The 26,329-nt window shown below is 69.4% G+C and carries 27 protein-coding genes; 11 read left to right on the top strand and 16 right to left on the bottom strand.

Going from position 1 to position 26,329, the window contains the following annotated elements; all coding sequences use genetic code 11:
• On the top strand, positions 1-582 hold a 582-nt coding region (locus tag B2J86_RS07235), incomplete at its 5' end, for a Smr/MutS family protein (protein ID WP_173025083.1).
• Between the two features lie 23 nt (positions 583-605).
• On the opposite strand, the gene B2J86_RS07230 is transcribed toward B2J86_RS07235, so the two are convergent.
• Entirely contained in the window at positions 606-2,147 is a 1,542-nt protein-coding gene (locus B2J86_RS07230) for a triacylglycerol lipase (RefSeq protein ID WP_173025082.1), read from the bottom strand.
• Positions 2,148-2,455: 308 nt separating this feature from the next.
• Here B2J86_RS07230 and B2J86_RS07225 point away from each other — a divergent pair, with 308 nt between their 5' ends.
• From B2J86_RS07225 to B2J86_RS07210, 4 genes are read left to right on the top strand one after another with little or no spacing between them, the layout of a single operon-like run.
• Positions 2,456-2,908, top strand: coding sequence for a CBS domain-containing protein (locus tag B2J86_RS07225; protein ID WP_169168905.1), 453 nt, complete (start codon positions 2,456-2,458; stop codon positions 2,906-2,908).
• 10 nt (positions 2,909-2,918) lie between these two features.
• A complete protein-coding gene (gene sdhC / locus B2J86_RS07220; RefSeq protein WP_173025081.1) occupies positions 2,919-3,311 on the top strand; it encodes a succinate dehydrogenase, cytochrome b556 subunit in 393 nt (130 codons plus the stop codon).
• A gap of 17 nt (positions 3,312-3,328) precedes the next feature.
• On the top strand, positions 3,329-3,646 hold the full coding sequence (sdhD, locus tag B2J86_RS07215) for a succinate dehydrogenase, hydrophobic membrane anchor protein (protein ID WP_173025080.1): 318 nt from the start codon (positions 3,329-3,331) through the stop codon (positions 3,644-3,646).
• Between the two features lie 32 nt (positions 3,647-3,678).
• Positions 3,679-4,416: a succinate dehydrogenase iron-sulfur subunit gene (locus tag B2J86_RS07210; protein ID WP_173025079.1), complete on the top strand. Its 738-nt coding sequence runs from the start codon at positions 3,679-3,681 to the stop codon at positions 4,414-4,416.
• Between the two features lie 36 nt (positions 4,417-4,452).
• Here the strand turns inward: B2J86_RS07210 and B2J86_RS07205 are convergent, their stop codons facing one another.
• From B2J86_RS07205 to B2J86_RS18105, 3 genes are all read right to left on the bottom strand, one after another.
• A complete protein-coding gene (locus B2J86_RS07205; protein ID WP_173025078.1) occupies positions 4,453-5,541 on the bottom strand; it encodes a M48 family metalloprotease in 1,089 nt (362 codons plus the stop codon).
• A gap of 26 nt (positions 5,542-5,567) precedes the next feature.
• Positions 5,568-6,161 (bottom strand): LemA family protein, encoded by a 594-nt coding sequence (locus B2J86_RS07200; RefSeq protein ID WP_173025077.1) that lies wholly within the window; start codon positions 6,159-6,161, stop codon positions 5,568-5,570.
• A gap of 166 nt (positions 6,162-6,327) precedes the next feature.
• Complete coding sequence (locus B2J86_RS18105) at positions 6,328-7,107, bottom strand: helix-turn-helix transcriptional regulator (protein ID WP_254067993.1); 780 nt, start codon at positions 7,105-7,107, stop codon at positions 6,328-6,330.
• Positions 7,108-7,224: 117 nt separating this feature from the next.
• Here B2J86_RS18105 and B2J86_RS07190 point away from each other — a divergent pair, with 117 nt between their 5' ends.
• Both B2J86_RS07190 and B2J86_RS07185 read left to right on the top strand, forming a co-directional pair.
• The gene (locus B2J86_RS07190; protein WP_254067992.1) at positions 7,225-7,917 is read left to right on the top strand and encodes a hypothetical protein; all 693 of its coding nucleotides are present in this window, start codon (positions 7,225-7,227) and stop codon (positions 7,915-7,917) included.
• Between the two features lie 32 nt (positions 7,918-7,949).
• Positions 7,950-8,168 (top strand): DUF1059 domain-containing protein, encoded by a 219-nt coding sequence (locus tag B2J86_RS07185; protein WP_169168899.1) that lies wholly within the window; start codon positions 7,950-7,952, stop codon positions 8,166-8,168.
• A 98-nt stretch (positions 8,169-8,266) separates the two neighbouring features.
• Here the strand turns inward: B2J86_RS07185 and B2J86_RS07180 are convergent, their stop codons facing one another.
• Complete coding sequence (locus tag B2J86_RS07180) at positions 8,267-8,683, bottom strand: group II truncated hemoglobin (RefSeq protein ID WP_173025076.1); 417 nt, start codon at positions 8,681-8,683, stop codon at positions 8,267-8,269.
• 218 nt (positions 8,684-8,901) lie between these two features.
• Here B2J86_RS07180 and B2J86_RS07175 point away from each other — a divergent pair, with 218 nt between their 5' ends.
• Complete coding sequence (locus B2J86_RS07175; protein ID WP_169168897.1) at positions 8,902-9,252, top strand: hypothetical protein; 351 nt, start codon at positions 8,902-8,904, stop codon at positions 9,250-9,252.
• Positions 9,253-9,281: 29 nt separating this feature from the next.
• Here the strand turns inward: B2J86_RS07175 and B2J86_RS07170 are convergent, their stop codons facing one another.
• From B2J86_RS07170 to B2J86_RS07145, 6 genes are all read right to left on the bottom strand, one after another.
• Positions 9,282-11,801 carry an ABC transporter permease gene (locus B2J86_RS07170; RefSeq protein WP_173025074.1) on the bottom strand — a complete coding sequence of 840 codons (2,520 nt, stop codon included), beginning with the start codon at positions 11,799-11,801 and terminating at the stop codon, positions 9,282-9,284.
• A gap of 158 nt (positions 11,802-11,959) precedes the next feature.
• On the bottom strand, positions 11,960-12,529 hold the full coding sequence (gfa, locus tag B2J86_RS07165) for an S-(hydroxymethyl)glutathione synthase (RefSeq protein ID WP_173025073.1): 570 nt from the start codon (positions 12,527-12,529) through the stop codon (positions 11,960-11,962).
• Between the two features lie 116 nt (positions 12,530-12,645).
• Entirely contained in the window at positions 12,646-14,037 is a 1,392-nt protein-coding gene (locus B2J86_RS07160; protein ID WP_173025072.1) for an FAD-binding oxidoreductase, read from the bottom strand.
• Positions 14,037-15,182, bottom strand: a complete 1,146-nt coding sequence (gene hisC / locus B2J86_RS07155) for a histidinol-phosphate transaminase (RefSeq protein ID WP_173025071.1) — start codon at positions 15,180-15,182, stop codon at positions 14,037-14,039. The genes B2J86_RS07160 and hisC overlap by 1 nt, the downstream gene beginning before the upstream one ends.
• Before the next feature lie 26 nt (positions 15,183-15,208).
• A complete protein-coding gene (locus tag B2J86_RS07150) occupies positions 15,209-16,342 on the bottom strand; it encodes a 2Fe-2S iron-sulfur cluster-binding protein (RefSeq protein WP_173025070.1) in 1,134 nt (377 codons plus the stop codon).
• Positions 16,339-17,391, bottom strand: a complete 1,053-nt coding sequence (locus B2J86_RS07145; RefSeq protein WP_173025069.1) for an aromatic ring-hydroxylating dioxygenase subunit alpha — start codon at positions 17,389-17,391, stop codon at positions 16,339-16,341. Before B2J86_RS07145 ends, B2J86_RS07150 begins: the two co-directional genes overlap by 4 nt.
• Before the next feature lie 135 nt (positions 17,392-17,526).
• Here B2J86_RS07145 and B2J86_RS07140 point away from each other — a divergent pair, with 135 nt between their 5' ends.
• Positions 17,527-18,525, top strand: coding sequence for a LysR substrate-binding domain-containing protein (locus B2J86_RS07140; RefSeq protein WP_216842315.1), 999 nt, complete (start codon positions 17,527-17,529; stop codon positions 18,523-18,525).
• Between the two features lie 55 nt (positions 18,526-18,580).
• On the opposite strand, the gene hutC is transcribed toward B2J86_RS07140, so the two are convergent.
• From hutC to B2J86_RS07115, 5 genes are all read right to left on the bottom strand, one after another.
• Positions 18,581-19,474: a histidine utilization repressor gene (gene hutC / locus B2J86_RS07135; protein ID WP_254067991.1), complete on the bottom strand. Its 894-nt coding sequence runs from the start codon at positions 19,472-19,474 to the stop codon at positions 18,581-18,583.
• Positions 19,474-20,265 carry an amino acid ABC transporter ATP-binding protein gene (locus tag B2J86_RS07130; protein WP_169168889.1) on the bottom strand — a complete coding sequence of 264 codons (792 nt, stop codon included), beginning with the start codon at positions 20,263-20,265 and terminating at the stop codon, positions 19,474-19,476. The genes hutC and B2J86_RS07130 overlap by 1 nt, the downstream gene beginning before the upstream one ends.
• Before the next feature lie 89 nt (positions 20,266-20,354).
• Entirely contained in the window at positions 20,355-21,023 is a 669-nt protein-coding gene (locus B2J86_RS07125; RefSeq protein WP_173025068.1) for an amino acid ABC transporter permease, read from the bottom strand.
• Entirely contained in the window at positions 21,020-21,664 is a 645-nt protein-coding gene (locus tag B2J86_RS07120) for an amino acid ABC transporter permease (protein WP_169634760.1), read from the bottom strand. The genes B2J86_RS07125 and B2J86_RS07120 overlap by 4 nt, the downstream gene beginning before the upstream one ends.
• An 83-nt stretch (positions 21,665-21,747) precedes the next feature.
• Positions 21,748-22,572, bottom strand: a complete 825-nt coding sequence (locus B2J86_RS07115; protein ID WP_173025067.1) for a transporter substrate-binding domain-containing protein — start codon at positions 22,570-22,572, stop codon at positions 21,748-21,750.
• A 405-nt stretch (positions 22,573-22,977) separates the two neighbouring features.
• On the opposite strand from B2J86_RS07115, the gene hutH reads away from it, so the two are divergent.
• Together hutH and hutU are read left to right on the top strand one after the other, a co-directional pair.
• Positions 22,978-24,546 (top strand): histidine ammonia-lyase, encoded by a 1,569-nt coding sequence (gene hutH / locus B2J86_RS07110; protein WP_173025066.1) that lies wholly within the window; start codon positions 22,978-22,980, stop codon positions 24,544-24,546.
• A gap of 39 nt (positions 24,547-24,585) precedes the next feature.
• Entirely contained in the window at positions 24,586-26,307 is a 1,722-nt protein-coding gene (hutU, locus tag B2J86_RS07105; RefSeq protein WP_173025065.1) for a urocanate hydratase, read from the top strand.
• Positions 26,308-26,329 lie beyond the last annotated feature (22 nt).

Below are 26,329 nucleotides of genomic sequence, written 5' to 3'. Positions count from 1 at the left end.
CAAGCACTGGAAGAAGCCCGCCGCGCCGCGGCCGCCCGGCGCGAGGCGGAGCAGCAGCTGTTCAGCCGCGCGGTCGGCCCGGTCACGCCGCTGCGCGCGCCTAACCTGGCACCGCTGCCCGCCGCGGCGCCCGAGCCGCTGCCGCTGCAGCTGTGGCTCGACGAGGAACGCGCGCTGCTCGAATCGATCAGCGACGACTTTGACGTCAGCACCCTGCTCGACACCGACGACCAGCTCAGCTACCGGCGCCCGGGCATCGGCGTAGAGGTCACACGGCGCCTACGCTCGGGCCACTGGAGCATCCAGCGCCAGCTCGACCTGCACGGCCTGCGCGTCGACGAAGCGCGCGAGGCGCTGGGCCAGTTCATCCGCCAGGCGCACAAGACCGGCCTGCGCTGCGTGCGCGTGGTGCATGGCAAGGGCCTGGGTTCGCCCGGTCGGGCGCCGGTGCTCAAGGGCCGCGTGCAGCGCTGGCTGGTGCAGAAGAACGAGGTGCTGGCCTTTGTGCAAGCGCGCCCGGCCGAGGGCGGCGCCGGGGCGCTGGTGGTGCTGCTGCAGCCCGCGGGGCCGCGCAGCGATTGATGCGTGGGCGCAGGCCGCGCCCTCTAGCTGCGCCCGCTGCCCGCCCCCACCAGCACGGCGCCCTGCGTGTCGGGGTCCAGGGCGATGCGCTGTACATCGAGCCGCAGCCGCGCCTTGAAGCCCTTTTGCGACGCCAGCGCGATCCAGTAGTGCGTGCCATCCCACTCGGCCAGCGTGCCCTGCGCCTCGCTCCAGCGCTCGTCGGTGCGCAGGCAGCGCACGTTCCAGCCATCCGCGGTCGGCGTGGCGCGGAGAGTGAGCGTGTCGCGGAACAGGTATTCGCCCTCGACATGCTGGTCGAGCCACAGCTTGCGGTCGATGGTGTAGCCCGTGGTCGAGACGGCCAGCTCCAGGCTGAACACCACCGTGCGTCCGACCGTGACCTTGGACGTGTCGAGAAACACCGAAAACAGCACCGGCGAGCGCGGGGCGTCCAGCCCGGCATTGCCCACGCGCAGCAGCTCATCGAAGCTGCGCAGGACGGCGCTGAAGGTGTCGCAGCGGCGCTCGCTCAGCGCGTAATCGTTGGCGCCGCGTGGCGCCACCGTGGCCTCGAAGTAGTACGAGGCGCGCACCTCGCGGCCTGCGTCCTTGGCCTTTTGCACCGAGGGTGGCAGCGGCAGCGCATCGACCTCGAGCACGCCGTCGACGCGCAGGTCGCCGAACAGGAAGCGCACCAGGTTCTGGTAGCCCTCTTCCGAGTTGACCACGCCGTACGGCCCGCTGTGGCTGCGGTAGGCAAAGGCGCGCGGCGCGCCCTGCACCGCGGCGTTCTCGATGTGGACCAAGCCATCGCTCATCTCGCCGGCCAGCGCGCGCGACAGGCCCAGCGCGACCGCGTAGTCGCGCGAATTGGTGCCGACGAAACAGAAAAAGCGCTGTGGGTCGAACTTGCCGCCGAGCGAGTCGACGCGTTCGCTGCCGAAGGGCAGGTCCAGGTAATTGGCCATGACCTTGCGGTTGAAATTGTTCATGTCCCAGAAGCTCAGCACCGCCGGCACCTGCAGGCCGGCCATCTCGATGCCGTTGTGCGGCGTGGCGTAGGTGAACACCTTGGCCACCAGCGCGCGTTCTTCGGGGGTGCTGACGGCGTCGTTCTGCAGGAAGCAGCGGCACACCAGCCCGCCCATCGAATGCGCGACCAGGTGCACCTTGAACTGGGCCAGCGCCTCGGCGTCCACGCCGCAGACCTGTCCGCGCAGCTGGTGGATGAGGTCGCGCAGCCCCTCTGCGGCCGCCACGATGGACAGCGCCTTGCCGTCGCCCAGGTCGCGGTCGGCGCTGTCGTAATAGCGGTAGATGACCACGCTGCGCGCGGGCACCGGGCCGACGATCTCGGCGCCGTTTTCGTAGATGTCGCGGTAGCCGCAGTCCTTCATCAGCCGCACCAGCGGCGACTCGAACACATGCCGGCGCACCTGGGCGTCCCAGGCCTGACGCAGCTTGGTCGCACCGACGTTGAAGCCCATGTAGGGCGAGGAGACCGCATCGGCGATTTCGGCCGGCGTCATCGCGTAGCCACGCACGTAGATGATCGGAAAGTACGGCGCGGGCAGTGTGGCCATGGCGTGGACTCCGGCAGGCTCGATGGCCGGATTCAATGCCGCGGTGAGGGAAAAGTCAAACCTGCGGGTGCGGCCGGCGCAGCAGGCCAGCAGTCAGGCCACGGCGCCTTATCTAAGCGGCAAAAATGCCCGCAACGCTTTACCAGCATGCGCTTATAGCTATGGTTTTTGATTTATCTCTGCGGCAATCCCGAGCTCACTCACGGTGACGCACGCGAATGGCATCCCCACACTGCGCCCCTGCCAGGGCCCGCCTCCTTGCTTTTATCGGGGTGGCTCCTACACTGGCCCACACAGGAGGCGCTCGGATGAACACCCTGCGGGTCACCAGCCTGGCGGCCACGGCGCGATCGCGGCTCGCCACGGTCACGCTCAAGGCGCCGCTGTTGCAGGCGGCGCGGCTTTTGTCCCACACCCATATCGGCCTGGTGGTGGTCTGCCAGCCCGACGGCACGGTGGCGGGCGTCGTCAGCCAAACCGACGTCCTGCGGCAGATCGGCCACTGCGCGGGCCAAGCCTGCCAGACGCTGGCCTGCGACATCATGACCGCCGACGCCATCTGCTGCCGCCCCGACGAGTGGCTGGCCGACGTGCTGGCGCGGATGGAGCAGCGCGGCTTGGTCCACGTGCCGGTCCTGGACGCCGATCGCCGGCCCATTGGCGTCGTCAATGCGCGCGACGCGCTGCGGGCGCTGGTGCAGGCCGGTGAGTACGAAGAATCGCTGCTGCGCGAGTATGTGATGGGCATCGGCTACCACTGAAAGGCATGCCATGCGTCCCCCTGCCCTGATACCCCGAAAGCGGCCGCTGTTCCTGAACCTGGCGCAGATCGCCATGCCGGTGGGCGCGGTCACCTCGATCTGCCACCGCCTCAGCGGCATGCTGCTGGCGGCGGGCGTGCCGGCGGCGCTGTACCTGCTGGGGCGCTCGCTCGATGGCGAGGCCGGTTTTGCCCAGGTGGCAGGCGTGTTGCGCCAGCCCTGGGCCAAAGCCTGGCTGGTGGCGCTGGCCTGGGCGCTGGCGCACCACGCGCTGGCCGGCGTGCGGCACCTCCTCACCGACATCAACGCCGGCTCCACGCTGGGCGCCGCGCGCCGCAGCGCCTGGGGCGTGAACCTGGCGGCGCTGGCGGTGGCGCTGCTCGCCCTGGGGGCGGTGCGGTGAAGCGCGGGCCCACCGGCTTGCCGGCCTGGCTCGTGCAGCGCGCCAGTGCGCTGTACCTGCTGCTGTTCTTGCTGTTCGTGCTGGTCTCGCTGTGGCGCCAGCCCGTGCACCACCACGCCGACTGGGCGCAGTGGCTGGCACGCCCGGGCCTGCGCGTGGCGTTGGCCGTGTTCTTTGTAGCGCTGCTGGCGCACCTGTGGGTGGGGTTGCGCGATGTGCTGCTCGACTACGCGCGGCCGGTGCGCCTGCGCCCATGGCTGCTCGCCGCGCTCGCGGCGGGGCTGTGCGGCCTGGCGCTGTGGGCGGCGGAGATCGTGCTGCGCATGCCGGCCTGAACCGCTGCACCGCCATCCCTGGAGAGACCGCCATGCGCTTTTCCATTTCCCGCTATGACCCCGACCGGGACGACCAGCCCTGGCTGCAGCACGTCGACATCGCACTGGCCGACGGCGACCGCATGCTGCTCGACGTGCTGCTGCGCATCAAGGCCCAGGACCCGAGCCTGTCGCTGCGCAAGTCCTGCCGCGAGGGCGTGTGCGGCTCGGACGCGATGAACATCAACGGCAGGAATGGCCTGGCCTGCATCACGCGCGTGCGTGATCTGCAGGAGCCCGTGGTGCTGCGACCGCTGCCGGGCTTTCCGATCATCCGTGACCTGATCGTGGACATGACGCAGTTCTTCCAGCAGTACCACTCGATCCGCCCTTATCTGGTCAACGAGGAACCGGCGCCGGAAAAAGAGCGCCTGCAGTCGCCGCGCGAGCGCGAGCGCCTCAATGGCGCCTATGAGTGCATTCTGTGCGCGTGCTGCAGCAGCCAGTGTCCGTCGTTCTGGTGGAACCCGGACACGTTCGTCGGACCTGCCGGCCTGGTCCAGGCCTACCGCTTCATCTTCGACAGCCGCGACCGGGCCACCGAGGCGCGGCTCGACGACCTCAACGATGCCTACCGGCTGTTTCGCTGCCGCACCATCATGAATTGTTCGGAGGTCTGCCCCAAAGGGCTCGAGCCCTCGCACGCGATCGAGATGGTGCGGCTCAAGATGCTCACCAAGGACGGCGACAGCGGTGCGCTGCCCACGCATGCGCCGCGCCCCATCCGCTAACCAGCGCGCGCCGACCACCGCACCGCACAGCCGCCGCTAGAGCCGCGCAAACGGATCGAGCAGCGCCGCCAGCGACGCTGCGCCGGCCTCGCCGGTGGGACGCGCAGCACCGGGCGCGCCCGCAGGCTCGGGCTGCGCGTGCACCAGCGGCAGCGGCGCCATGCGCCGGCCATAGATGCGCTGCACGCGCTGCTCCAGCGTCGGGTGGGTGTCGAGCCGGCGCTCGAGCGCGCTGCCACCGGGCACATCGACCAGCAGCAGGTGCTGCACCGCCGGGTGCGCCAGGCCGCCGCGCCCGGCGCCGGCGCCGGCGGGGGCGCTGTGGCGCTGCGCCATGACCTTGCGCAGCACGCCGCCGAGGCCGTCGCGGCTGCGCGTCCACTGCACGGCGCGCGCGTCGGCCAGGTACTCGCGCTGGCGCGAGACGGCGGCCTTCAGGAGGCGCCCGGTGAGCCAGCCCGCAAAGCCCGCGCCCATGACGGCCGAGCCGAACCACCAGGCCAGGCCCCCGCGCTCGCGCATCTCGTCGCCAAAGTTGCTGACGAGTTCGAGGCCGAACACCATGCCGGCCAGCCGCATCTTCAGGCGCGTGTCGCCCTCGTGCAGGTGGCTCAGTTCGTGCGCCACCATGCCTTGCAGCTCCTCGCGCGTGAGGTAGTCGAGCGCGCCCTGCGTGACCGCGACGATGGCGTCGGACGCGTCCCAGCCGGCGGCAAAGGCGTTGATGGCGTCGGCGCGCGGCAGCACCATGGCGCGCGGGCGCGGCATGTGGGCAGCAATGCACAGCTCATCGACGATGTTGCACAGGCGCTGCTCGGCGTGCGAGACGGACGGCCGCGCCTCGCGCGCGCCCATGCGGGCGGCGAACCGGGCGCCACCGGCGCGCAGGTTCGACGTTTCAAGCCACCAGCCGCCCAGCACCAGCAGCAGCGACACGCCCACATTGGCCACCAGAAATCCGGCCGGCTCGGGCAGGTGCCCAGGCAGCAGCAGCGCCATCAGCCACCAGGCCAGCGCCAGCGCGGCGTGCACGGCCACCAGCAGCAGCACGACAGCCAGGGCAAAGGCGCACAGCAGGCGGCGCGTCTCCACGCGCGCGTCGTGCTGGCGGTCCCAGAACTTCATCGGCGCGCGTCAGCGAACGCCGCCGCTCAGAACTGCACCCGCGGCGCGGCGCGCTCGGCCTCGCTGCGCGTGGCCTCGAGCATGGGCGCGGGCGCAAAACCCAGCAGGCGCGCGACGATGAGCGTGGGGAACTGCGCGGCGTCGTTGTTGAATTCGAGCACCCCGTCGTTATAGGCCTGGCGCGCAAAGCCCAGCCGGTTCTCGGTGCTGGTGAGCTCTTCGGACAGCGCGCGCATGGTGGCGTCGGCCTTCAGGTCGGGGTAGCTCTCGGCCACCGCCATCAGGCGGCCCAGGCTGCCGCCCAGCGCGCCTTCGGCCATGGCCAGGTCGCCCAGGCGCGCCGCGCTGTTGGGCGCGGAGCGCGCCGCAGCGGCCGCCCCCTGCGCCAGGCCCCGCGCCTGGACCACGGCTTCGAGCGTGGCCGCCTCGTGCTGCAGGTAGCCGCGCGCCACTTCGACCAGGTTGGGCACCAGGTCGTGGCGGCGCTTGAGCTGCACGTCGATCTGGCCGAAGGCGTTGGCGATGCGGTTGCGCAACTGCACCAGGCGGTTGTAGGCCGTGATGGCCCACACCACCGCGGCGGCCACCCCCACCGCGATCATCCCTGCTGTCATCGACATGGCTGCTCCCTCTGGATGTTTTTGTGGGCGCATCTTAACGGGCAGGGCCATGCTCGGGCGGGCAATATATGGTCTTTTCGGGCTCCAGCCCTGATGGGGATTGCGCCAGCAGCTCCTACTTCGTGAGCATTGCGGACCGCCAGGTCCTCCCTGCCACGCCACCTGTTCACGCGCTGCTCGGGCTGGCGTGGGCGCGCATCACCGCCGCGGTGCGCGTCTCCACGCCCAGCTTCACATAGACATGCTCCAGGTGCTTTTGCACGGTGCGCGGGCTGATGGCCAGCAGTGCCGCAATCTCGGCATCGGTCTTGCCGCAGGCCAGCCACTGCATCACCTGGCCTTCGCGCAGGGTCAGCCCGCCGACGCTGCACGGCTCGGGGGCCCGCGCCCCCGGCCCCGGTGCGGGCGGCGCGGTGCCCGGCAGCGCGGCGCCACGCTGGCAGGCGTGGCGGTACAAAAAGGCCAGGTGCGGGCGCAGCAGAGCGAGCCGCTCACGGTCGCGCCCGTCAAACCCCTGCCCGTGCCGCTGCAATTCCACGCTGACCCGCGTCTGCGGGCTGCGGAACAAGGGCACGGCGATGGCGTATTCCCCGGCGCCGCTGCCAGGCAAGGGGCCGCGCTGCAACGCGAACGGTCCGACTCCGGCGCACATGCCCGGTGCCACCGCCCCTTCGACGCCATGCCGGGGCGCCCGCCGCTGCCCCCAAAAAGGCGCGTCGGAGCTGGCCAGCCCATCGGCACCCAGGCACCCGCCCGGCAGGCCGACCGCTTCGCAGCGGCCGGTGGCCCGGTCGCAGACCGACAGCGTCGTCCGCTCCGCGGCGATGTAGTCGTGCAGCGCCAGCACCACCGCGCGCGCAAAACCCTCGGCATCGCCCGCCTGCGCCTCGATGCGCGCGAGCAACTGCAGCGCGCTGGCGTAGTCGTGTCGGGTGAGGTGGTTCATGGTGCGCACCAGAGGCCATGGGTACGCAATGCTGCGTATTGGTGCTTTGCCCGGGCACCCGCAGCATGCGGCTGTGGGCAGTCTGTTCCGCTGCAGTATAGGAAGCGCTTGCGGCCCATGCAAGCGCAGCGCCAGGAGAAAAACATGGCCATCCACGAGGAAAAGCTCCACCACTTCATGGGCCCATTCGTGCAGGATTTCGGCGCCGTGAGGCACGGCGCAACCGTCGTCGTCGGCGACCCGCGGGACCTGCACCAGGCCCTGGCCGAGGGACCCGCCACGGCCGAAGAACTGGCCCGGCGCAGCCCGACCGACGTACGCTGCCGGCGCGAATGGCTGTCGGCCCGGGCAGCGAGTCGTTGCGTTTGTTACGACCCCGCAAGCCAGCGCTTTGGGTTCAGCGAAGAACAGGCCTGTGCGCCGGCCGAAGAATGCAGCCCGGCGTTCCTTCCCGGCGCCTTCCAGATCGCGATCGACCCGTACGAGGGCATCACCAAGATGGTGCAGGCCATGCGCACCGGCCTGGGCGCGGGCTACGGGTTCCATGTCCCGCAAAGCCTCAAGCCCGACGCCAGCGGGAGGGTCATCGGGCCTTTCGCCGACGACCGGCTCGACGACAACCTGACCCCGGTCGGCCGGGTGATTCTCTCCGCCTCGGCCTTCATCTGCACGCCCGCTTCACGCGCGCAGGAGGTGGGGCTGTGCCTGGGCGCGCAGGACGGCGAGGCCCGCATGCGGGACGTTGGTCACGCAAGGCGGCTTCCCGCATTGCCGGCGCGCCACCCAGACGCCGTTCAACCTGGTCAATGAAGCACGCCCCTGACGACAAGAAAGGAACTGCCATGTCACGCCAATACATCGATTGCCGCGAATACCCGAGCACCATGAACTGCAGTGTGGCGCTGTCGGCCGACAGCAAAGAAGAGCTGCTCGAAGCCGCCGTGCAGCACGCGACCACGGTGCACGGCCACACCGATTCACCCGACCTGCGCAAACAGCTCAGTTCGATGTTCAAAGAGGGTACGCCGCCGCTGAAAGCCGAGCAGCGCAGCGCCGCGTGAGGCCCAGCCGTTTGGGCATGAAATTGGGCCTTGGCCCAATAGGGCTCTGCGCTGAAAGCTATGCTTTCTGAAGCCCCCTGCGCACTGCGCGCAGGGGCTTATTGGCCGCGGTTGCGCATCCAATCGGCCGTTTTCATGAAGCTCTCGCGCAGGCGGGTGCGCAGTGCGGTGGGCACACCGGTGTCGCCCATGGCCTGGTCCATGCACGCGACCCACTGGTCGCGCTCGCGGATGCCGATCGAAAACGGCATATGGCGCATGCGCAGGCGCGGGTGGCCGAAGCGGCTTTCGTAGTGGTCGGGGCCGCCCAGCCAACCGCAGAGGAACCAGAACAGCTTCTGGCGTGCCTCTTGCAGCGTGCTGCCGTGGGCGGCGCGCAGTTCGGTGTAGGCGGGGTCGAGTTCCATGAGGTCGTAGAAGCGCTCGACCAGAGCGTGCACACTCTCCTCCCCGCCGATCTGGGCGTAGGGGGTTTCAAGGGCCGCATCGGCGGGCTGCTTGTCTTCGGTTGGCATCGGAAATGGGGTGAAAAGGTGTTGCGGAGAAGCGGTGCCCGGCCTGCGGGGCCCGGCACAGCAGATGCGGGTCATACCACCGCCATGGATTCCGTGGGTGGGGCTGCATGGAACGCGAACTTTACGCGCTGCGCCGCTGTATCGGGCCCGTCTACACTGAACCGCAGGGAGGGATTTTCGTTCTAACGGGCATCCTGACCAAAGACCGGAAAGCTACCATGACCCACTTCCTGAAAGGCACGGCGAAACGCCTGACATTTTCGCTGCTGGCACTGTCCGCTTTGGGCGGATGCGCGGTCTATGGGACCGCCCCTGGCCCCTACACCTACTACGGCACCGACGCCAACGGCCAAGCCATCTATGCGGCCCCTTACGCGACCGCGCCCGTGTACACCGCACCGTACTACACCGCCCCGTATTACTACGGCCCAGCGTACGTAGGGCCGCCCCTCTCGCTCAACTTCGGCTTCGGCTACTGGAGTGGCGGTGGCCGCGGTGGTGGCCGGGGCGGTTTCCATGGCGGCGGCGGCCGCGGTGGTGGCGGCCGTGGTGGGGGCGGTCGCCACTGAGGCCCACCGCTCGCGCTTGCCGCGAAGCCCTACTCTGCGGCGCGGCGCAGCGTGTCCACCACCGGCGTGTTGAGCACGGCGCGCAGGCCCCACCAGCCGGCCAGCAGGGCCAGCACGGCACCGGCCAGCGCGCCCAGCAGCGGCACCCAGGGTGAGGCCGTCCAGCGGAAGTCGAACACATAGCGCGCCAGCGCCCAGCCCACGCAGACAGCCACGCAGCTGGCCAGGAAGCCCGCCAGCAGGCCGACGCCCGCGAGTTCGGCACGCTGCACCTGGCGCAGCAGGCTGGCGCGTGCGCCCAGCGCCCGCATGATGGCGTACTCGCGCGTGCGCTCCTCGCGCGTGGCGGTGACGGCGGCGAACAGCACCACCAGGCCGGCGGCCAAAGTGAAACCGAACAGGAACTCGACCGCGCGGATCACTTGGTCGAGCACGCCCTGCACCTGGGCCAGCGTGGCGCCCATGTCCACGCTGGTGATGTTGGGAAACTGATGCACCAGCGCATTGTCGAAACCTGCCGTGGTGGGCGCCCGGTAGGCGGCCAGGTAGGTCACGGCCACACCGTCCAGGTGGTCGACGGGGTACATCGCAAAGAAATTGGCACGCATCGATCCCCAGTCCACCTTGCGCAGGCTGGTGATGCGGGCCTCGTTCTGCACCCCGCCGATGTCAAAGCGCAGGCGATCGCCCAACTTCAATCCGAGGGTCTGGGCAATGCCTTCCTCGAGGCTGATCGCGTCTTTCTCCTCGGGCATCCAGCGGCCCGCCACGAGCTGGTTGTGCGGCGGCTGCTGGGCAGCGGTGGACAGGTTGAATTCGCGGTCCACCAGGCGCCGGGCCCGGTCTTCGCTGTAGCTGTCGGGGCCCACGGTCCGGCCGTTCACGGCCACCAGGCGGCCGCGGATCATGGGGTACCAGTCGTAGTCGCGCACGCCCGCGTCCTGCAGCGCCTTCTGGAAGGCCGCGGCCTGGTCGGGCTGCACGTTGATGACGAAGCGGTTCGGCGCGTCGGGCGGCGTGGCCTGGCGCCAGCTGGCGATCAGGTCGGTGCGCAGCAGCACCAGCAGCACCAGCGCCAACAGGCCCACGGCCAAGCTGCTGACCTGCACGACGGCATAGGCCGGGCGCGCCGAGACCTGCCGCGTCGCCAGCACCAGCCAGCGCGGGGCCGTGGCCTCATTGACGGCGCCGCGCAGCAGTTTCACGGCCACCCAGGCCAGGGCGGCGAACAGCGCCACCGCACCGGCGAATCCGCCCACGGCGATCAGGCCGAGTTTCAGGTCGCTGCTCACCGCCAGCAGCAGCGCGGCAAAACCGGCCACGCCCAGCCCCAGCACGGCCAGCGACGCCGGCCGCAACGCGCCCACCTCGCGCCGGATCACGCGCAGCGGCGGTACCTGCGCCAGCTGCAGCACCGGCGGCAGGCCAAAGGCCAGCAGCAGCGTCAGCCCCACGCCCAGGCCCAGCGCCACGGGCCATAGGCTGGCCGTGGGCAGGGCCGACTCGACCAGGCCGGCGAGCAGCAGCACGAACAGGTAATGCACGCCAAAGCCCAGCGCCACGCCCAGCGCGCTGGCGCACAGGCCCACCAGGGCGAATTCGACGCCGTAGCTCCAGGCGATGGTGCGCTGGCTCTGGCCGAGCACGCGCAGCATGGCCGAGGCGTCGAGGTGGCTCGCAGCAAAGCCGCGTGCGGCCAGCGCCACGGCCACGGCCGACAGCAGCGCGGCCAGCAGCGCCACGAGGTTGAGGAATTTTTGCGCACGGTCCAGCGTCTGCTGCATTTCCGGGCGGCCGCTCTCGAGCGACTCCAGGCGCACACCGTGGATCTCGGGCTTCTTGACTTCGAGCGCGGCCCAGGCGCTGAACTGCTGCACGGCGCGCGCCGGCCCGGCCACGGCGAAGCGGTAGGTCAGGCGGCTGGCGGGCTGCACCAGGCCGGTGGCGGGCAGGTCGGCCGCGTTGACCATGGCGCGTGGTGCGAAGCTCATGAAGCCGGCACCGCGGTCGGGCTCGAGAACGATGGTGCGCGCGATGCGCAGCTGCGCGTCGCCCAGCAGCAGCATGTCGTCCATGCGCAGGCCCAGCGATTCGAGCAGCGGCGCATCCACCCAGACCTCGCCGCGCGCGGGAATGTCGCGCGTCGTGTAAGCGGCCGCGCCGGGCGCGTCGGCCACCTTGAGGCTGCCGCGCAGCGGGTAGCCGCTTGGCACGCTCTTGAGCGCGACCAGCTTGGCGGCGCCGCCCTGCGCCTCGCTGGCCCGGCCCATGGTCGGAAAGCCCACGGTGGTGGCGGTCTGCAAGCCCAGCGCCCGGGCGCGCTCGACAAAGACAGGGGGCGTGGGCAGGTCGCTGGCGACGACGGCGTCACCGCCGAGCAGCTGCAGGGCATCGCGCTGCAGCCCCCCCTGCAGGCGGTCGGCAAAGAAGCCCACCGAGGTGAGCGCCGCCACCGCCAGCGTGACGGCCACCATCAGCAGGCGCAGCTCGCCCGCGCGCAGATCGCGCCACAGCGTGCGCCAGCCCAGTCGTACAAAATCCAGGTTCATCGGCGCCACCTTAGCGCAAATGCGCGCCGGCATCGGGCCGGTGGACGAGCCCCCCCCGGTGCGCCAGGGGCACCACCGCTGACGCGGGCGCGCCGGGCATCGACCGCAGTGGCGACCCGCCGACGCCCCGCCTGCGCTGGGGGTCGGCCTGCGCCTTGTCAGGCGTGCCGGGACTGGGCCACGTGCGTGGCGATGGCGTCCATCAGCGGTGGCGACAGGCAGTCGTAGGGTTCCAGCCCGGCATCGCGCAGCTGCTGGCGGATGCCGCCCATGCGCTCGGGCGGCGTGCCGGTTTCAATGACCGAAGACACAAAGGCCGCGAACTCGGGCGCGGCCCAGCCGGCGTCGCTGGACAGCTCGGTGTGGATGAAATCGAGCCCATGGAACGGATGCGCCGGGTTTTCGATGCGTCCGAACATGTGCACGCCGCAGACCTTGCAGGCATGCCGCTGGATGGTGGCCTGCGGGTCGACGACCTGCAGCTTTTCGGCATGCGCGGTCACCCGCAGCGACTTGCGTGGCACCACGCCGACGACCGAGAAGATCGCGCCGGACGGCTTCCAGCACTTGCTGCACCCGCAGGCGTGGTTGTGCGCGACCTGCGTGTCCACGCGCACCTGCACCGCGTCGTGCGTGCAGTGGCACTGCAGCGTTCCGCCGCCGAAGCCGGCGGCGGGCTGCTGGGGCTGGGCCCGGCCGATGGCCGGGTGCAAATTCGCAGAGTTCATGGTTGCCTCCTGGTGTTTACTATTGATTAAATAGCTGTCAGCGCTTGCCCAGTAAGCGCTGGAGCCCGATTTGGCTTCAAACTCCGCAGAGCACCCGGCCAAAGCCCGGTCCCGTGTCAGGCGGCCTGCAGCACCTTGCCCGGGTTGAGCAGGTTGTCGGGGTCGAGCAGGCGCTTGATGTGCGCCATGGTCGCGAGCTTGACGGGGTCGAGGGTGTCGAACATGGCGCCGATGCGCTTGGAGCCCACGCCGTGCTCGGCCGAGAACGAACCGCCCAGGGCGCGCAAGGGGCCATACAGCACGGCTTCGATCTGCGTGGACAGCGCGGGCGGCAGTGGCCCAGGGCGGTTGAGCACGATGTGCACATTGCCGTCGGCCAGGTGGCCGAACAGATAGGGCGCCAGGGACGGGTCGATGGCGGCGAGGCCGCGCTGCACCTGCTCCACGTACCCGTCCAGGCGCGCGAGCGGCACCGACACGTCGTACGACGGCGCGCCCGGATGCGCCCGGTACAGGAGGTCGGTGTCTTCGCGCAGGCGCCACAGCGCGCGCTCCTGGCGCGCCGAACTGGCGACGATGCCCGTGGCGTCGGGGTGGTGCGCGAGCACTTTCTCGAACAGCCCCTCGAAGGCTTCCTGCAGCACCGCTTCCTCGGCGCCGCCCAGCGACAGCAGCACATAAATGGGCTGGTCGAGTTCCATGCCGGGCTCACGCCACTGCAGCCCGTCGGCGGTGAGGCGGATATAGCCCTGCCACAGCGCCTCCGCGGCGCGCAGGTGGCCCACACCGATGTCCAGCGCCCAGCGGATCGCCTGCAGCGTGGCAGCCACCGAGGGCAGGCCCAGCAAGGCGGTGGCGGTGGCGTCGGGCACGGGGTCGAGCTTGAGCACCACGCGCGTCACGATGCCCAGACTGCCTTCGGCACCGATCAGCAAGTGCTTGAGGTCGTAGCCGGCCGAGTTCTTGACCACCTGCGTGAGGTCGCTGTAGACCGAGCCGTCGGCCAGCACGGCTTCGAGGCCCAGCACGCGGTGGCGCATGACGCCGTTGCGAAACGCCATGATGCCGCCGGCGTTGGTGGAGACCATGCCGGCGATCGTGGCCGAGCCGCGCGCGGGGATGTCGATGCCGGGCTCCAGCCGCTCGAGCGCCGCAGCCTCCTGCAGCGCCTCCAGCGTGGCGCCGCCCTGCACCACCGCAATGCGGCTGACCGGGTCGAGCAGCTCGATGGCCTGCATGCGCGCGAGCGACACGATCAATTCGCCCGGCTGCGAGATGGCCCCGCCGACCAGCCCGGTGCGCCCGCCCTGCGGCACGATGGGCACGCGGTGCTGGCCGCACAGCCGAACCACCGCCGCCACCTCGGCCGTGCTGGCGGGCAGCACCACCACGCCGGCGGCCAGGTTGTCAGGGTGCCAGCCCGGGTCCATAGCCTGCACCTCAGCACCGGTGCGCACCTGGGCGCTGCCGACGATGGCGCCCAAGGCCGCGAGAAATTCCGCGTGCATCAGGCGCTCACCCGGGCGGACTGGCGGATCTGCGCGAGCGCGGCCATCAGCCGGTCGTTCTCTGCCGGGCTGCCGATGGTGGCGCGGATGAAGCGTTCGTAGCCCGGCTCGCGCCAGGCCTTGACGATGATGCCGTGCTGGCGCAGCAGCGTGTCGGCCACGTCGGCGCTGCTCTGCCCGGCATCGAAAAACAGGAAGTTGGTTTGCGACGGCGCCACGCGCAGGCCCAGCGCCCGCAGCCCTGTGGCCACGCGCTCGCGCTCGCTGCGCAGCCGGCCCATGGACGCGTGCATCCAGGCCTCGTCCGCCAGCGCGGCCAGCGCAGCGGCCTGGGCCGCGGCGTTGACATTGAACGGCGTCTTGGCCGCCGTGAGTACGCGCGCGATCTCGGGGTGCGAGCACACGGCATAGCCCACGCGCAGGCCGGCCAGGCCGTAGGCCTTCGAGAAGGTGCGCAGCACCACATGGGCGACGCCGCTGGCGCGCAGCACCTCGATGCCGTTGGGCGCGCCGGGGTCGGCGAACTCGAAATACGCCTCGTCGAGCACCAGCAGCGTGCCGGGCCGCACGGCTGCGATGACGCGCTGCAGCGCCGCGTGGTCCAGCGCCGGGCCGACCGGGTTCCAGGGCGACGACAAAAACGCCACCTGGGGCCCCCGCGCCAGTGCGCACTCCAGGCCTTCCAGGTCAAAGCCGAGCTCGGGGGTCATCGCCACCTTGACGACCTCGGCACCGGCGGCCAGCGGCTCGATCTCGTGCAGGCCGAAACTGGGTACCACGGTCAGCGCCGTGGCGCCCGGGGTCAAGAGCGCACGCGCAATCGCGGCAATCATCTCTTCGGAGCCGTTGCCGACCACGACCTGCTGCGCGTCACAGGCGAGCTTGTGCGCCAGGGCGGCACGCAGGGCGGTGCAGGCCGGATCGGCATAGCGCCAGGGCTCGTATGCGGCAGACGCCAACGCCTTCATGACCGCCGGCGAGCAGCCCTCGGGGTTTTCGTTGCTGGCCAGCCGGGCAATGTCGTGCTGGCCGCTGAGCGCGCGCGCCACCTCCACGTTCATGCCGGCGTTGTAGGGCGGCAGGGCCGCGACGTGGGGATTGAAGCGCAGGCCGTGCGGTGCGTTGTCGGAAGCGGGGTGGTTCATGGGGACAGTCCGGAAAGGGTCAAAGATCAAAGGTCGAGCACCAGGTCGCCCTGGGGCCGGGCGCAGCAGAGCAGCACCTGCCCGGGGCCGGGGTCGTCGAGCGGCTCTTCGAAATAGCGCACCGTGCCGTCGACCAGCCCGGTCTTGCAGGTGCCGCAGACGCCGGCGCGGCAGCTGAACGCGGGTGCCAGGCCGTGGCTTTCGGCAAACGACAGCAGCGACTCCGTGCCATCGGCCCAGCGGGCGCTGCGGCCGCTTTGGCGAAACGTGACGGTGATGGCGCCGTCTGCCGCGGTGCCCGCGGCGGGTGCGGCGAGCGGCGCTGGCGCGGCGGCGGCCGGCACCGGCGCGGCCCTTGCCACGGCCCCGTCGGGCTCCAGCACGGTCGCCGGGCCGAAGAACTCGTAGGCGATGCGCTCCTTGGGCACGCCGAGGCTGCGCACCAGCCGGAACACCGCCTGCATGAAGGGCGGCGGCCCGCACAGGTAAAACTCGTAGTCGTCCAGCGGCAGCAGGCGTTGCAGCAGCTCGCGCGTGACCACGCCCTCGGCCTGGTGGCGCTTGGCTGCGCGGTCGGCCTCGGTGGGGAAACGGTAGACGAAATGCGCGTCGATGCCGGGCCGCGAGGCCGCCAGCGCGCGCACCTCGTCGCCGAGCGCGTGCACCTCGCCGTTGTCGCAGGCGTGGATGAAGACGGCGCGCCGGTCGCTCTGCTCGGCCAGCGCGTGCAGCATCGACACCATCGGCGTCAGCCCCACACCGCCCGAGAGCAGCACCACGGGGCGCGCACTCGTGCGGTCCAGGTGGAAGTCGCCGCGCGGGCCGTCGGCCATCAGTGTGTCGCCCACCGCCACGGTGTCGTGCAGGTGGCATGACCCCAGGCCGTCGGGAAGGCCGGGGTGGGGCGCCGCTTCGCGCTTGACCGAGATGCGGTAGCGCCCCGGGTGGCCGGGGGCGCACGAGACGCTGTAGGTGCGCAGCACATGGCCGCGCTCGTTGTCGGCCGGAAAGCGGAAGACCAGGAACTGCCCCGGCTCAAAGGCGCGCCAACCGCCGGGCTCGGCTGGCGCCAGGTGAAACGACGTGATGGTGCTGCTCTCGCGGACCTTGTCGATCACCTTCAGCGGGCGAAAGCCGCGCGCGGCGGAAGGGGGGTTCATGCCGTTTCTGCCACGGCCGGCTGGGCGGCCTGCGCGCGCTCGGCCTCGATCAGCTGCGCGAGCCGGCGGCGAAAGCGCAGCGGTCCGACATCGATCTTCAAATCGATATTGGGCGAGGTCTTTTCGGCCAGCCCCTGGTGCACGGCCTGCAGGATGACCCGGTCTTCCTCGAACGCGCCGCGCACCGAGGTGGCGAACTGGCGCGAGACTTCGGCGTCGTCGGGCGCGAAGTTGCGCATCTGGAACCAGTAGTACTTGGTGGTGTTCTCGTCGATCGGCGTCATGAAGTTGTAGCTGTCCATGATGAACACGTCCTCATGCAGCGGCTGGCCTTCGCCGCCCGTTCCGGCCGGGGTGAAGATGGCCTTGATGAGGGCGTGGCTGGGGTAGCGCACTTCGTACTGCTGCTTGCGGTCGCAGCGGCCCTTGAACTTGAGGAAGGGCGCGTAAAACGGCGCAGGGTCCACGTCGTTCATCCAGCGCCACACGGTCACGCCGCTGTCCGCCACGGTGGTCTGCAGCGGCGTGTCTTCGCAGGCCGCGCTGGCGAACGAGCTCTGGTGCACCCAGGCGACGTGCGTGGGGTCCAGCAGGTTGTCGGTCATGTAGAGGTAGTTGCACGCGATCTCCATGCCGTCGCCCTGGTTCATGCCCCAGGCCGGGTCGCCCCAGTGCTCGACCGCAAAGATCGTGTCGGAATCGGCCAAGGCCGCATCGCCCATCCAGATCCACAGCAGGCCGTAGCGCACCGCCATCGGGTACGAGCGCACGCGGGCGCCCGGAGGCGGCCGGTCGGTGGCCGGAGCCCGGGTGCAGCTGCCCGAGCAGTCGAACATCATGCCGTGGTAGCCGCACTCGATCTCGTCGCCCTTGATGCGGCCCATGGACAGCGGCAGCTTGCGGTGCGGGCAGGCGTCTTCGAGCGCCGCGACCTGCCCGTCGGTCTTGCGAAACAGCACGATTTTCTCGTTCAGGATCTTGACGGGAACGGGCTTGTCGGCAACGTCGTTTTCCCGGGCTGCGACGTACCAGGCATTGCGTAAAAACATGGCGGATTTCCTCTCGGCAAAAGCGGATTGCGGTGCCACACCATAGCCAATGCCACCGCCTGCAACAAGCGAATTGATCTGCGTTCTTCTTTAGAAAAGCTAAACTCAATGCTGTGTTCAAAAAGCCGTGCCGCCATGCGCTCTTCGCCCGCCATGCCCCCTCAGCAACTGCCGCCCTTGCGCGCCCTGCAGGCCTTCGAGGCCGTGGCGCGCACCGGCAGCGTGATGGCTGCCGCGCTGGAGATGGGCGTGTCGGCCGGCGCCGTGAGCCAGCAGGTGCGCAAACTCGAAGAACTGCTCGATTTGCGCCTGTTCGAGCGGCGCGGCAAAGGCATGGAGTTGTCGACCTGGGGACGGCTCTACCACAAGGAGCTGGGCACGGCATTCGACCGCCTGCGTGCCGCGCAGCAAAGCCTGTGGCGGCTGCGCACCGAAAGCGGCCTGACGGTGAGCTGCCTGTCCTCGGTGGCCAGCAAGTGGCTGGGCACGCTGCTGTTTGACTGGCAGGCGGCGCATGCGGGCGCCCGGCTGCGCCTGGTGGGCGCCGAGCGCGAGCCCGATCTGCAGGGCGGCGAAACCGACTTTCGCATCTCGTACGGCGAACAGTCGCGCCACCATGCGCACCACGCCGAGCTGTTCACCGACTGGGTGGTGCCGGCGTGTGCGCCGGATTTGCTGGCGTCGCACACGGTGCGCACGCCGGCCGAACTGCTCGACCTGCCGCTGATCGGCATCGACTGGGAACGCGTGCACCGGCCCCCGCCCAACTGGGCCGACTGGGCGCGCAGCGCAGGCATGGACGGCGGCGGTGCGGTCGACAGCTCGCTGACCTTTTCTCTCTCCAGCGCCGCCATCGATGCCGCGCTGGCCGGCCGGGGTTTGGTGCTGGCACCGATCGCGATGATCACCGGCGACCTCGCGGAGCGGCGCCTGGTCCTGCCGTTCGACCACCGCCTGCAGCTGCCCCAGCCCTACTTCCTGGCCTGGGACCGCGCCGCGCTGAACAAACCCTTTGGCCGCGAGTTCCAGCAGTGGGTGATGGCCGCGGGACGGCGGCAGGCCGGGCTTTCCTCCGGGGATATTCCGCTGAGCCGGCTCAAGGCCGGCCCCGGGCACCGCCTCGCCAGCGAATAGACCGTCCCGCCGGCAAGGCGGAAGGCTGCCCCCGGTGCTTCAGCGCCGGCTGCGCTCAGACGGCGTTGCTGCCAGCGTTGGCCGCCTTGCCCTCCTTGGTGGGCGAGAAATGCGCGACCAGTTCGTGCTCTTCGCCCGGATAGGCCAGCCGCACAAACGTCACCGGGCTCTCTCCCGTCCAGGTGCGGCGCTGGATGATCAGGCACGGCGAACCGGGCGCCACCCGCAGCAGAGCCGCCATGCCGGCATCGGACGCGCCGGCGCGGATGCGGTGCTCCGCCGAGGTCCAGGGCACATGGCTGACCAGCCAGGCGCCGGGCGGCTCGTCCTGGAAGGATTCACTGCCGGCCTGCGGCACGGCAGCCAGGTTGATCAGCCGGTGTTCGAGGCAGAACGGCAGCGGTCCCGCGTAGTGCAGGCTGCGCAGCTCCAGCACCGGCCCGGCCTTGTCCAGTTCCAGCGCGTCCATGTCGGCACGCAGGCTGCGCCGCTTTTTGAGGCCGATCAGCTCGTAGCGGTAAGGCTGGCCCAGCGCCAGCACTTCGGCGCGGATGTCGTGGATTTCGAGCACCGCCGAGCGCGAATGCGAGCGCATCACAAAGCTGCCCGCCTTGCGCCGCCGCTCGACCATGTTGGCGCGCGCCAGTTGCGTCAGCACCTTGTTGACGGTCATGCGCGAGCACTGGTAAATGTCCGTCAGCTCGTGCTCGGAGGGAATACGGTGCCCGGGCGGCCATTCGCCGCTCAGGATGCGCTGCTCGATGTCGCTCAGGATGCGCTGGTGCAGCGACCCTGTGGCGGCCGGCCCCGCTGCCGGCGCTTTGGCCGGCACCGCCGCCGCAGCCTTGCCTGCGGCCTTGACGGCGGCTGGGGCTGCAGCCTTGGGCGGCATCTTGGGGGACGCGCCAGAGGTCGCGTCGGGTCGGGAGGGCTTGGCGTCCAGGGTCATCAGACAAGCATAGCTGCACCGCGGTCCAGGTAGGTGTCGAGGAACTGGTCCAGGCGCGCGTGGCGCGGCTTGCCAAACACCTGCTGCGGACTGCCTTCGAGCAGCAGCCTGCCCTGATCGAGAAAGGCGATCTTGGCGCCAACCGACGCGGCAAAGCCGATCTCGTGCGAGACCACCACCATGGTCATGCCATCTTCGGCCAGCGCCCGCATCACATTGAGCACCTCCCCCGTGAGTTCGGGGTCGAGCGACGACGTGGGCTCGTCAAACAGCATGATCTGCGGCTCGAGGGCCAGCGCCCGCGCAATCGCCACACGCTGCTGCTGCCCGCCCGAGAGTTGCGACGGGTAGTGGTCGGCCCGGGCCTCGAGGCCGACCTTCCTGAGCTGCGCCATGGCGCGCTCCTCGGCCTCGGCGCGCGGCACGCCGCGCACGGTCTTGAGCGCCTCGCTGACATTGCCCAGCGCCGTCATGTGCGGCCACAGGTTGAACTGCTGAAAGCACATGCCGATGGTGGAGCGCACTGCGCGGATGCGCTCGGGGCTCAGGCGCACGCGCTGGCCATCGGCACCTGGCTCGAAACCCAGCGGCTGCCCGTTGACCAGAATGGACCCGGCCGTGGTTTCTTCGAGAAACGCCATGCAGCGCAGCAGCGTGCTCTTGCCCGAGCCCGAGGGGCCGATCAGGCACGTCACCTGACCGGCCTCGATGTCCAGGTCGATGCCGTGCAGCACCTCCACGGGACCAAAGCTTTTGCTCACCCCCCGGACTGAAATGGCATGCGCGGTCATGGCGGTCCTCCGGGGGGCCTCAGCGGCAGGTGAAGTCTTGGCGCCTGGAGTCGCCACAGGGAAGGCGGAACGGTGGGTGAGGGTATCGGTCATGGGTTGGTAAATCCAAATCGGGAAAGGCGGGCTTCGGCCATGCGGCCCAGACTGCCGCACACTTCGACCAAGGCCCAGTAAAAGCAAGCGAGCAGAAACATCGCTTCGACGAAGGCGTATTTCTCCGAACCCAGGGAACCCACCTGGAAGGTCAGCTCCGGCACGGTGATGATGGACAGCACCGCGGTTTCCTTCAGCAGCACAATCACCATGTTGACGGCCGGCGGCAACACCAGCATGGTCATCTCGGGCACCAGGATGCGCTGGACGATCTGCACGCGGCTCAGCCCCAGGCACTCGCCCGCCTCGATGTGGCCGCGCGGCACGGCTTCAAAGCCGGCACGGAAAATTTCGCTGAAATACGCCGCGCCGTACACCGCCAGGCCCAGCAGGCCCGCAGGCACGGGCTCCATCGACAGGCCGATGAAGGGGCCGCCGTAGTAGAGCAGAAAAAGCTGGATCAAAAACGGCGTGCCGCGAATCAGGTCAACGTAGGCGCGCAGCGCCGCATCCAGCGCGGGCGGCCCGTAGCGCCGCCCGATGGCCACGACAAAGCCCAGCACAATGGCCGCCAGGGCGCCGCCCAGCCAGATCAGGAAGGTCACGCCCCCGGCATGCAGCAACTCGGGGCCGAACGAAGCGATCAGGTCGACATCGAAATTCATGCCTTGACTCCCCAGCGAAACGAGCCTTCAAGCCGGCGGGCACCCAGGGCCACCGCGCTGTTGATGACCAGGTAAAGCAGCGCCGCGGCGGCAAACAGCGGCAGCGGCTGGAAGGTACTGGCCGACAGGTCCTGCGCCATGCGCGTCAACTCGATCACGCCGACCACCGACACCAGCGACGAGGCCTTCAAGATCATGATGGCCTCGTTGGTCAGGGCCGGCAGCGTCATGCGCAGCGCAATCGGCGCGCGGATGCGCCAGAACTGCTGAAAGGGCGTCATGCCCAGCATGTCGGCCGCTTCCAGCAGGCCGCGCGGCACGCTGGCAAAGCCACCGCGCAGGTTTTCCGCCTGGTAGGCCGCCGTGCACAGCGACAGCCCCACGATGGCAGCGACCATGCTCGGCACGTTCAGCCCCAGCATGGGCAGCAGGTTGTAGATCAGCAGCAGCTGCACCAGGAGCGGCGCGCCGCGAAAAAAGCTGACAAAGGTGCGCCCCGCCAGCGACAGCGCACGGTGGCTGGACTGCATCGCGGCAGACACCACCGTCCCCAGCGCCAGCCCTGCCACGATGGAGGCGCTGCTGATCACAAGGGTCCAGCCGCAGGCCTGCACCAGCAACATGAACAATTTGAAAGACATGGGTCACGCCTCTGTTTCAAAAAATGGAGGAAGGCGACAGGGGGCCGGAAGCCACCCCGCCGCCGTCTCGGGGATCAAACCGTTCAGAAGCTGGGTGCCGGCGCCTGGTCGGGCGTATCGAAGCTCTCGCCGAACCACTTCTTCTGCAGACTGGCCAGGCGGCCGTCGCGCTTCATCTTCAGCAGCGCCGCGTCGACCGCGTCGGCCAGCTTCGCCGCATCGGCGTCCTTGCGGCTGATGTAGCCGAAGTAGCTCTTGGCGCCAAACGCGGGCTGCACCACCTCGAAGGTGTCGGGGCGTTGCTGCGCCACATAGGCGATGTTGGGCAGCGAGTTGGAAACCGCGGAAATCCGGCCGGCCGCAAGGTCGGCATAGGCCTCGTTGTTGCCGGGGTAGTCGCGCGTCTGGATCTTGCCGGGCAGGGTTTCGCCAAACGTCTTCGCCTGGATCAGCTGGGCAGAGCTCTTGGCCCCGCCCACGATCTTGCCCGACAGGTCGGCCGGTTTCGTGACCGAGGCGTCGCCCTTGCGCTTGAGGAACGCCGCCGTGGCCTCGGCCACGGGCACGGAGAAGCGGTAGCGCTCCAGGCGCGCCTTGGTGATGGTGGCCGGGCCGGCCACCATGTCGAACTTGCTCGTCTCCAGCCCAGGCAGCACGCCCTCCCACGGCAACAGCACCCACTCCAGCTTGACACCCAATTCCTTGGCGACCTCGTTGAACAGGTCCACGTTCAGCCCGGCGTGGCTGCCGTCCTTGATGAAGTCAAACGGCGCAAACGCGGTTTCGGTTCCTACCTTCAGCACCCCCGTCTGCTTGACCCGCGCCAGGGAATCCTGCGCGTGGGCGCCGACGCATGCCAGCGCGATGGCCGCAGCGGCAAGGCTCTTGAGAAAGGGACGTTTTGTCATGTTGTCTCCAGGTCTTGTTGGAAAACCGGCCCGCCCTTGCTGGCTGTGCCGCGGGCATCAAGACTGCCAAAATCGAGCCCGTCTTTTATTTGCCTATACATATTAAAGCACCGGTTTTTTTGCCAAGGCATGCGCGTTTACCCGGATTCCGCGGGATGTTTCGATCTTTCCTCACGGTGCCGCCGGTCACGGAACGCAGCGCTGCGGTGGCAGCCGTGGGCGCGTGCGGCGCCGGGCGGCCGTGCAGCTTCGCAGAGATCGCCCACATGCCTCTAAGGGATTTCTCTAGCTTTTGGGAGCCCCCAAAGCACTTGCCACGCGCTTTTATTGTCTATACATTAATAAACACATCCTTTTCACCCCTTGCACCGCCTTCCTCCCACCCTTCTTTCCCAAAGGTTCCGCATGTTCTCCTCTGCTTCGTCCACCCCATCGACTGGTCCCGCCGAACTGCTGCTCACCCCGGGCCAGGTGGGCCTGGGCCTGCTGCGCCGCATCCAGGCCGGCGGTGTGCGCCTGGCGCTCGACCCGTCTGTGCGCGGTGCCATGGCCCGTTCGCAGGCCGTGGTGCAGCGCATCCTCGACAACGACGAAGTGGTCTACGGCATCAACACCGGCTTTGGAAAACTCGCCAGCACGCGCATCGCCGCCAACCACCTGGCCGACCTGCAGCGCAACCTGGTGCTCTCGCACAGCGTGGGCACCGGCGAGCCGCTCGCGGCCCCCGTGGTGCGCCTGGTGTTGGCGACCAAGGCGGTGAGCCTGGCGCGCGGCCACTCGGGCGTGCGGCCGGAGCTGGTCGATGCGCTGCTGGCGCTGTTCAACGCCGGCGTGATGCCGCGCATTCCGGCCAAGGGCTCGGTCGGAGCCTCGGGCGACCTGGCGCCGCTGGCCCACATGGCCTGCGTGCTGATCGGCGAAGGCGAGGCCACCCTGGCCGACGGCACCGTGGTCAGCGGCGCCGACGCCATGCGCCGCATCGGCCTCGAACCCTTTGTGCTCGGCCCCAAGGAAGGCCTGGCGCTGCTCAACGGCACGCAGGTCTCCACCGCGCTGGCGCTGGTCGGCCTGTTTGGCGCCGAGGACGTGTTTGCCTCGGCCCTGATGTCGGGCGCGCTGTCGCTCGAAGCCATCCAGGGCTCCATCAAGCCCTTTGACGAGCGCATCCACACCGCGCGCGGCCAGCCCGGCCAGATCGCCGTCGCGGCGGCCGTGCGCGCCCTGCTCGAAGGCAGCGCCATCGTGCCCTCGCACGCCGACTGCGGCCGGGTGCAGGACCCGTATTCCATCCGCTGCATTCCGCAGGTCATGGGCGCATGCCTGGACAACCTCACGCACGCCGCACGTGTGCTGCGCATTGAGGCCAATGCCGCGTCGGACAACCCGCTGGTGTTCACCGACACCGGGGAGGTGATCTCGGGCGGCAACTTCCACGCCGAGCCGGTGGCCTTTGCCGCCGACATCATCGCGCTGGCCATCAGCGAGATCGGCGCGATTGCCGAGCGCCGCATCGCGCTGCTGCTGGACACCGGTCTGTCGGGCCTGCCGCCCTTCCTGGTGCGCGACGGCGGCCTGAACTCGGGCTTCATGATTGCGCAGGTCACGGCCGCCGCGCTGGCCTCCGAGAACAAGTCGCTGGCCCACCCCGGCAGCGTCGACAGCCTGCCCACCTCGGCCAACCAGGAAGACCACGTCTCCATGGCCACCTACGCGGCACGCCGCCTGGGCGACATGGTCAACAACACCGCCGTCGTGGTCGGCATCGAAGCCATGTCCGCCGCGCAGGGCATCGAGCTCAAGCGCAAGCTCAAAAGCTCTCCGCTGGTCGAGGCCGAATTCAGCAAGCTGCGCGAGAAGGTCGCCTTCCTGGAGAGCGACCGCTACCTGGCCCCCGACATCGAGGCCGTGCGCCTGTGGGCACTGCAGGCCGACCTGCCCGATGTGCTGCGCAGCATCCTGCCCAGCCACGCCTGATCCGTGTTCCCGCCCTGCTTTTTCACCGGAGTCCTTGCCATGAACGCCCCCGAGACATTCACCCCCACCGACCCCCGATTTGATGCCAGCCGCGTGGTCCGCGCGCCGCGCGGCACGCAGCTGAACTGCAAGAACTGGCTCACCGAAGCGGCCTACCGCATGATCCAGAACAACCTGGACGCCGAGGTCGCCGAGGACCCGAAGAACCTCGTGGTCTACGGCGGCATTGGCCGCGCCGCGCGCAACTGGGAGTGCTACGACCAGATCCTCGCGTCGCTCAAAGAGCTGGACAGCGACGAGACCTTGCTGGTGCAGTCGGGCAAGCCCGTGGGCGTGTTCAAGACGCACGAGAACGCGCCGCGCGTGCTGATCGCCAACTCCAACCTGGTGCCCAAGTGGGCCGACTGGGAGCACTTCAATGAACTCGACCGCAAGGGCCTGTTCATGTACGGCCAGATGACGGCCGGCAGCTGGATCTACATCGGCAGCCAGGGCATCGTGCAGGGCACGTTCGAGACCTTTGTCGAGGCCGGCCGACAGCACTACCACAACAGCCTGGCTGGCAAGTGGATCCTCACGGCGGGCCTGGGCGGCATGGGCGGCGCGCAGCCGCTGGCCGCCACGCTGGCCGGCGCGGTGTCGCTGAACATCGAATGCCAGCAGTCGAGCATCGATTTCCGCCTGCGCACCCGCTATGTCGACAAGCAGGCCAGGGACATCGACGACGCCATTCGCCTGATCCGCCAGCACACGGCGGCCCAGGAAGCCGTCTCCATCGCGCTGCTGGGCAACGCCGCCGAAATCCTGCCCGAACTGGTGCGCCGCGCCCAGGCCGGCGGGCCCAACGGAATTCGACCCGACCTGGTGACCGACCAGACCTCGGCGCACGACCTGATCAACGGCTACCTGCCCGCCGGCTGGAGCGTGGCGCAGTGGAAGGCCGCGCAGCGCGACCCCGCGCAGCATGCCGCGCTGACAACCGCGGCGGCCCAGTCGTGCGCCGTGCACGTGCAGGCCATGCTGGACTTCCAGGCCATGGGCATCCCGACGGTGGACTACGGCAACAACATCCGCCAGGTCGCCTTCGACCAGGGCGTGCAGAACGCCTTCGACTTCCCGGGCTTCGTGCCCGCCTACATCCGCCCCATGTTCTGCGAAGGCAAGGGGCCGTTCCGCTGGGTGGCGCTGTCGGGCGACCCCGAAGACATCTACAAGACCGATGCGAAGATCAAGGAACTGTTCCCGAACAACCACCACACGCACCGCTGGCTCGACATGGCGCGCGAGCGCATCGCCTTCCAGGGCCTGCCCGCGCGCATCTGCTGGCTGGGCCTGGGCGAGCGCCACATCGCGGGCCTGGCGTTCAACGAGATGGTGAAGAACGGCGAGCTCAAGGCCCCGATCGTGATCGGCCGCGACCACCTCGACACCGGCTCGGTCGCCAGCCCGAACCGCGAGACCGAGGCCATGCGCGACGGCACCGACGCCGTCTCCGACTGGCCGCTGCTCAACGCGCTGCTCAACACCGCCGGCGGCGCCACCTGGGTCAGCCTGCACCACGGCGGCGGCGTGGGCATGGGCTACTCGCAGCATGCGGGCATGGTGATCGTCGCCGACGGCACCGACGCCGCCGCCGAGCGCCTGGCGCGCGTGCTGGTCAACGACTGCGGCTCGGGCGTCATGCGCCATGCCGATGCCGGCTACGAACTGGCCGTGGCCACGGCGAAGAAGCAGGGACTGAAGCTGCCGATGGTGAAGTAAGCCGCACAAGGCGAGGCCGCAC

It is taken from the genome of Acidovorax sp. SRB_14, from assembly GCF_012932145.1.
GTDB lineage: Bacteria > Pseudomonadota > Gammaproteobacteria > Burkholderiales > Burkholderiaceae_C > Simplicispira.
The sequence above is the reverse complement of the archived record's forward strand: the minus strand, read 5'-3'. Positions and strand labels throughout refer to the sequence as shown.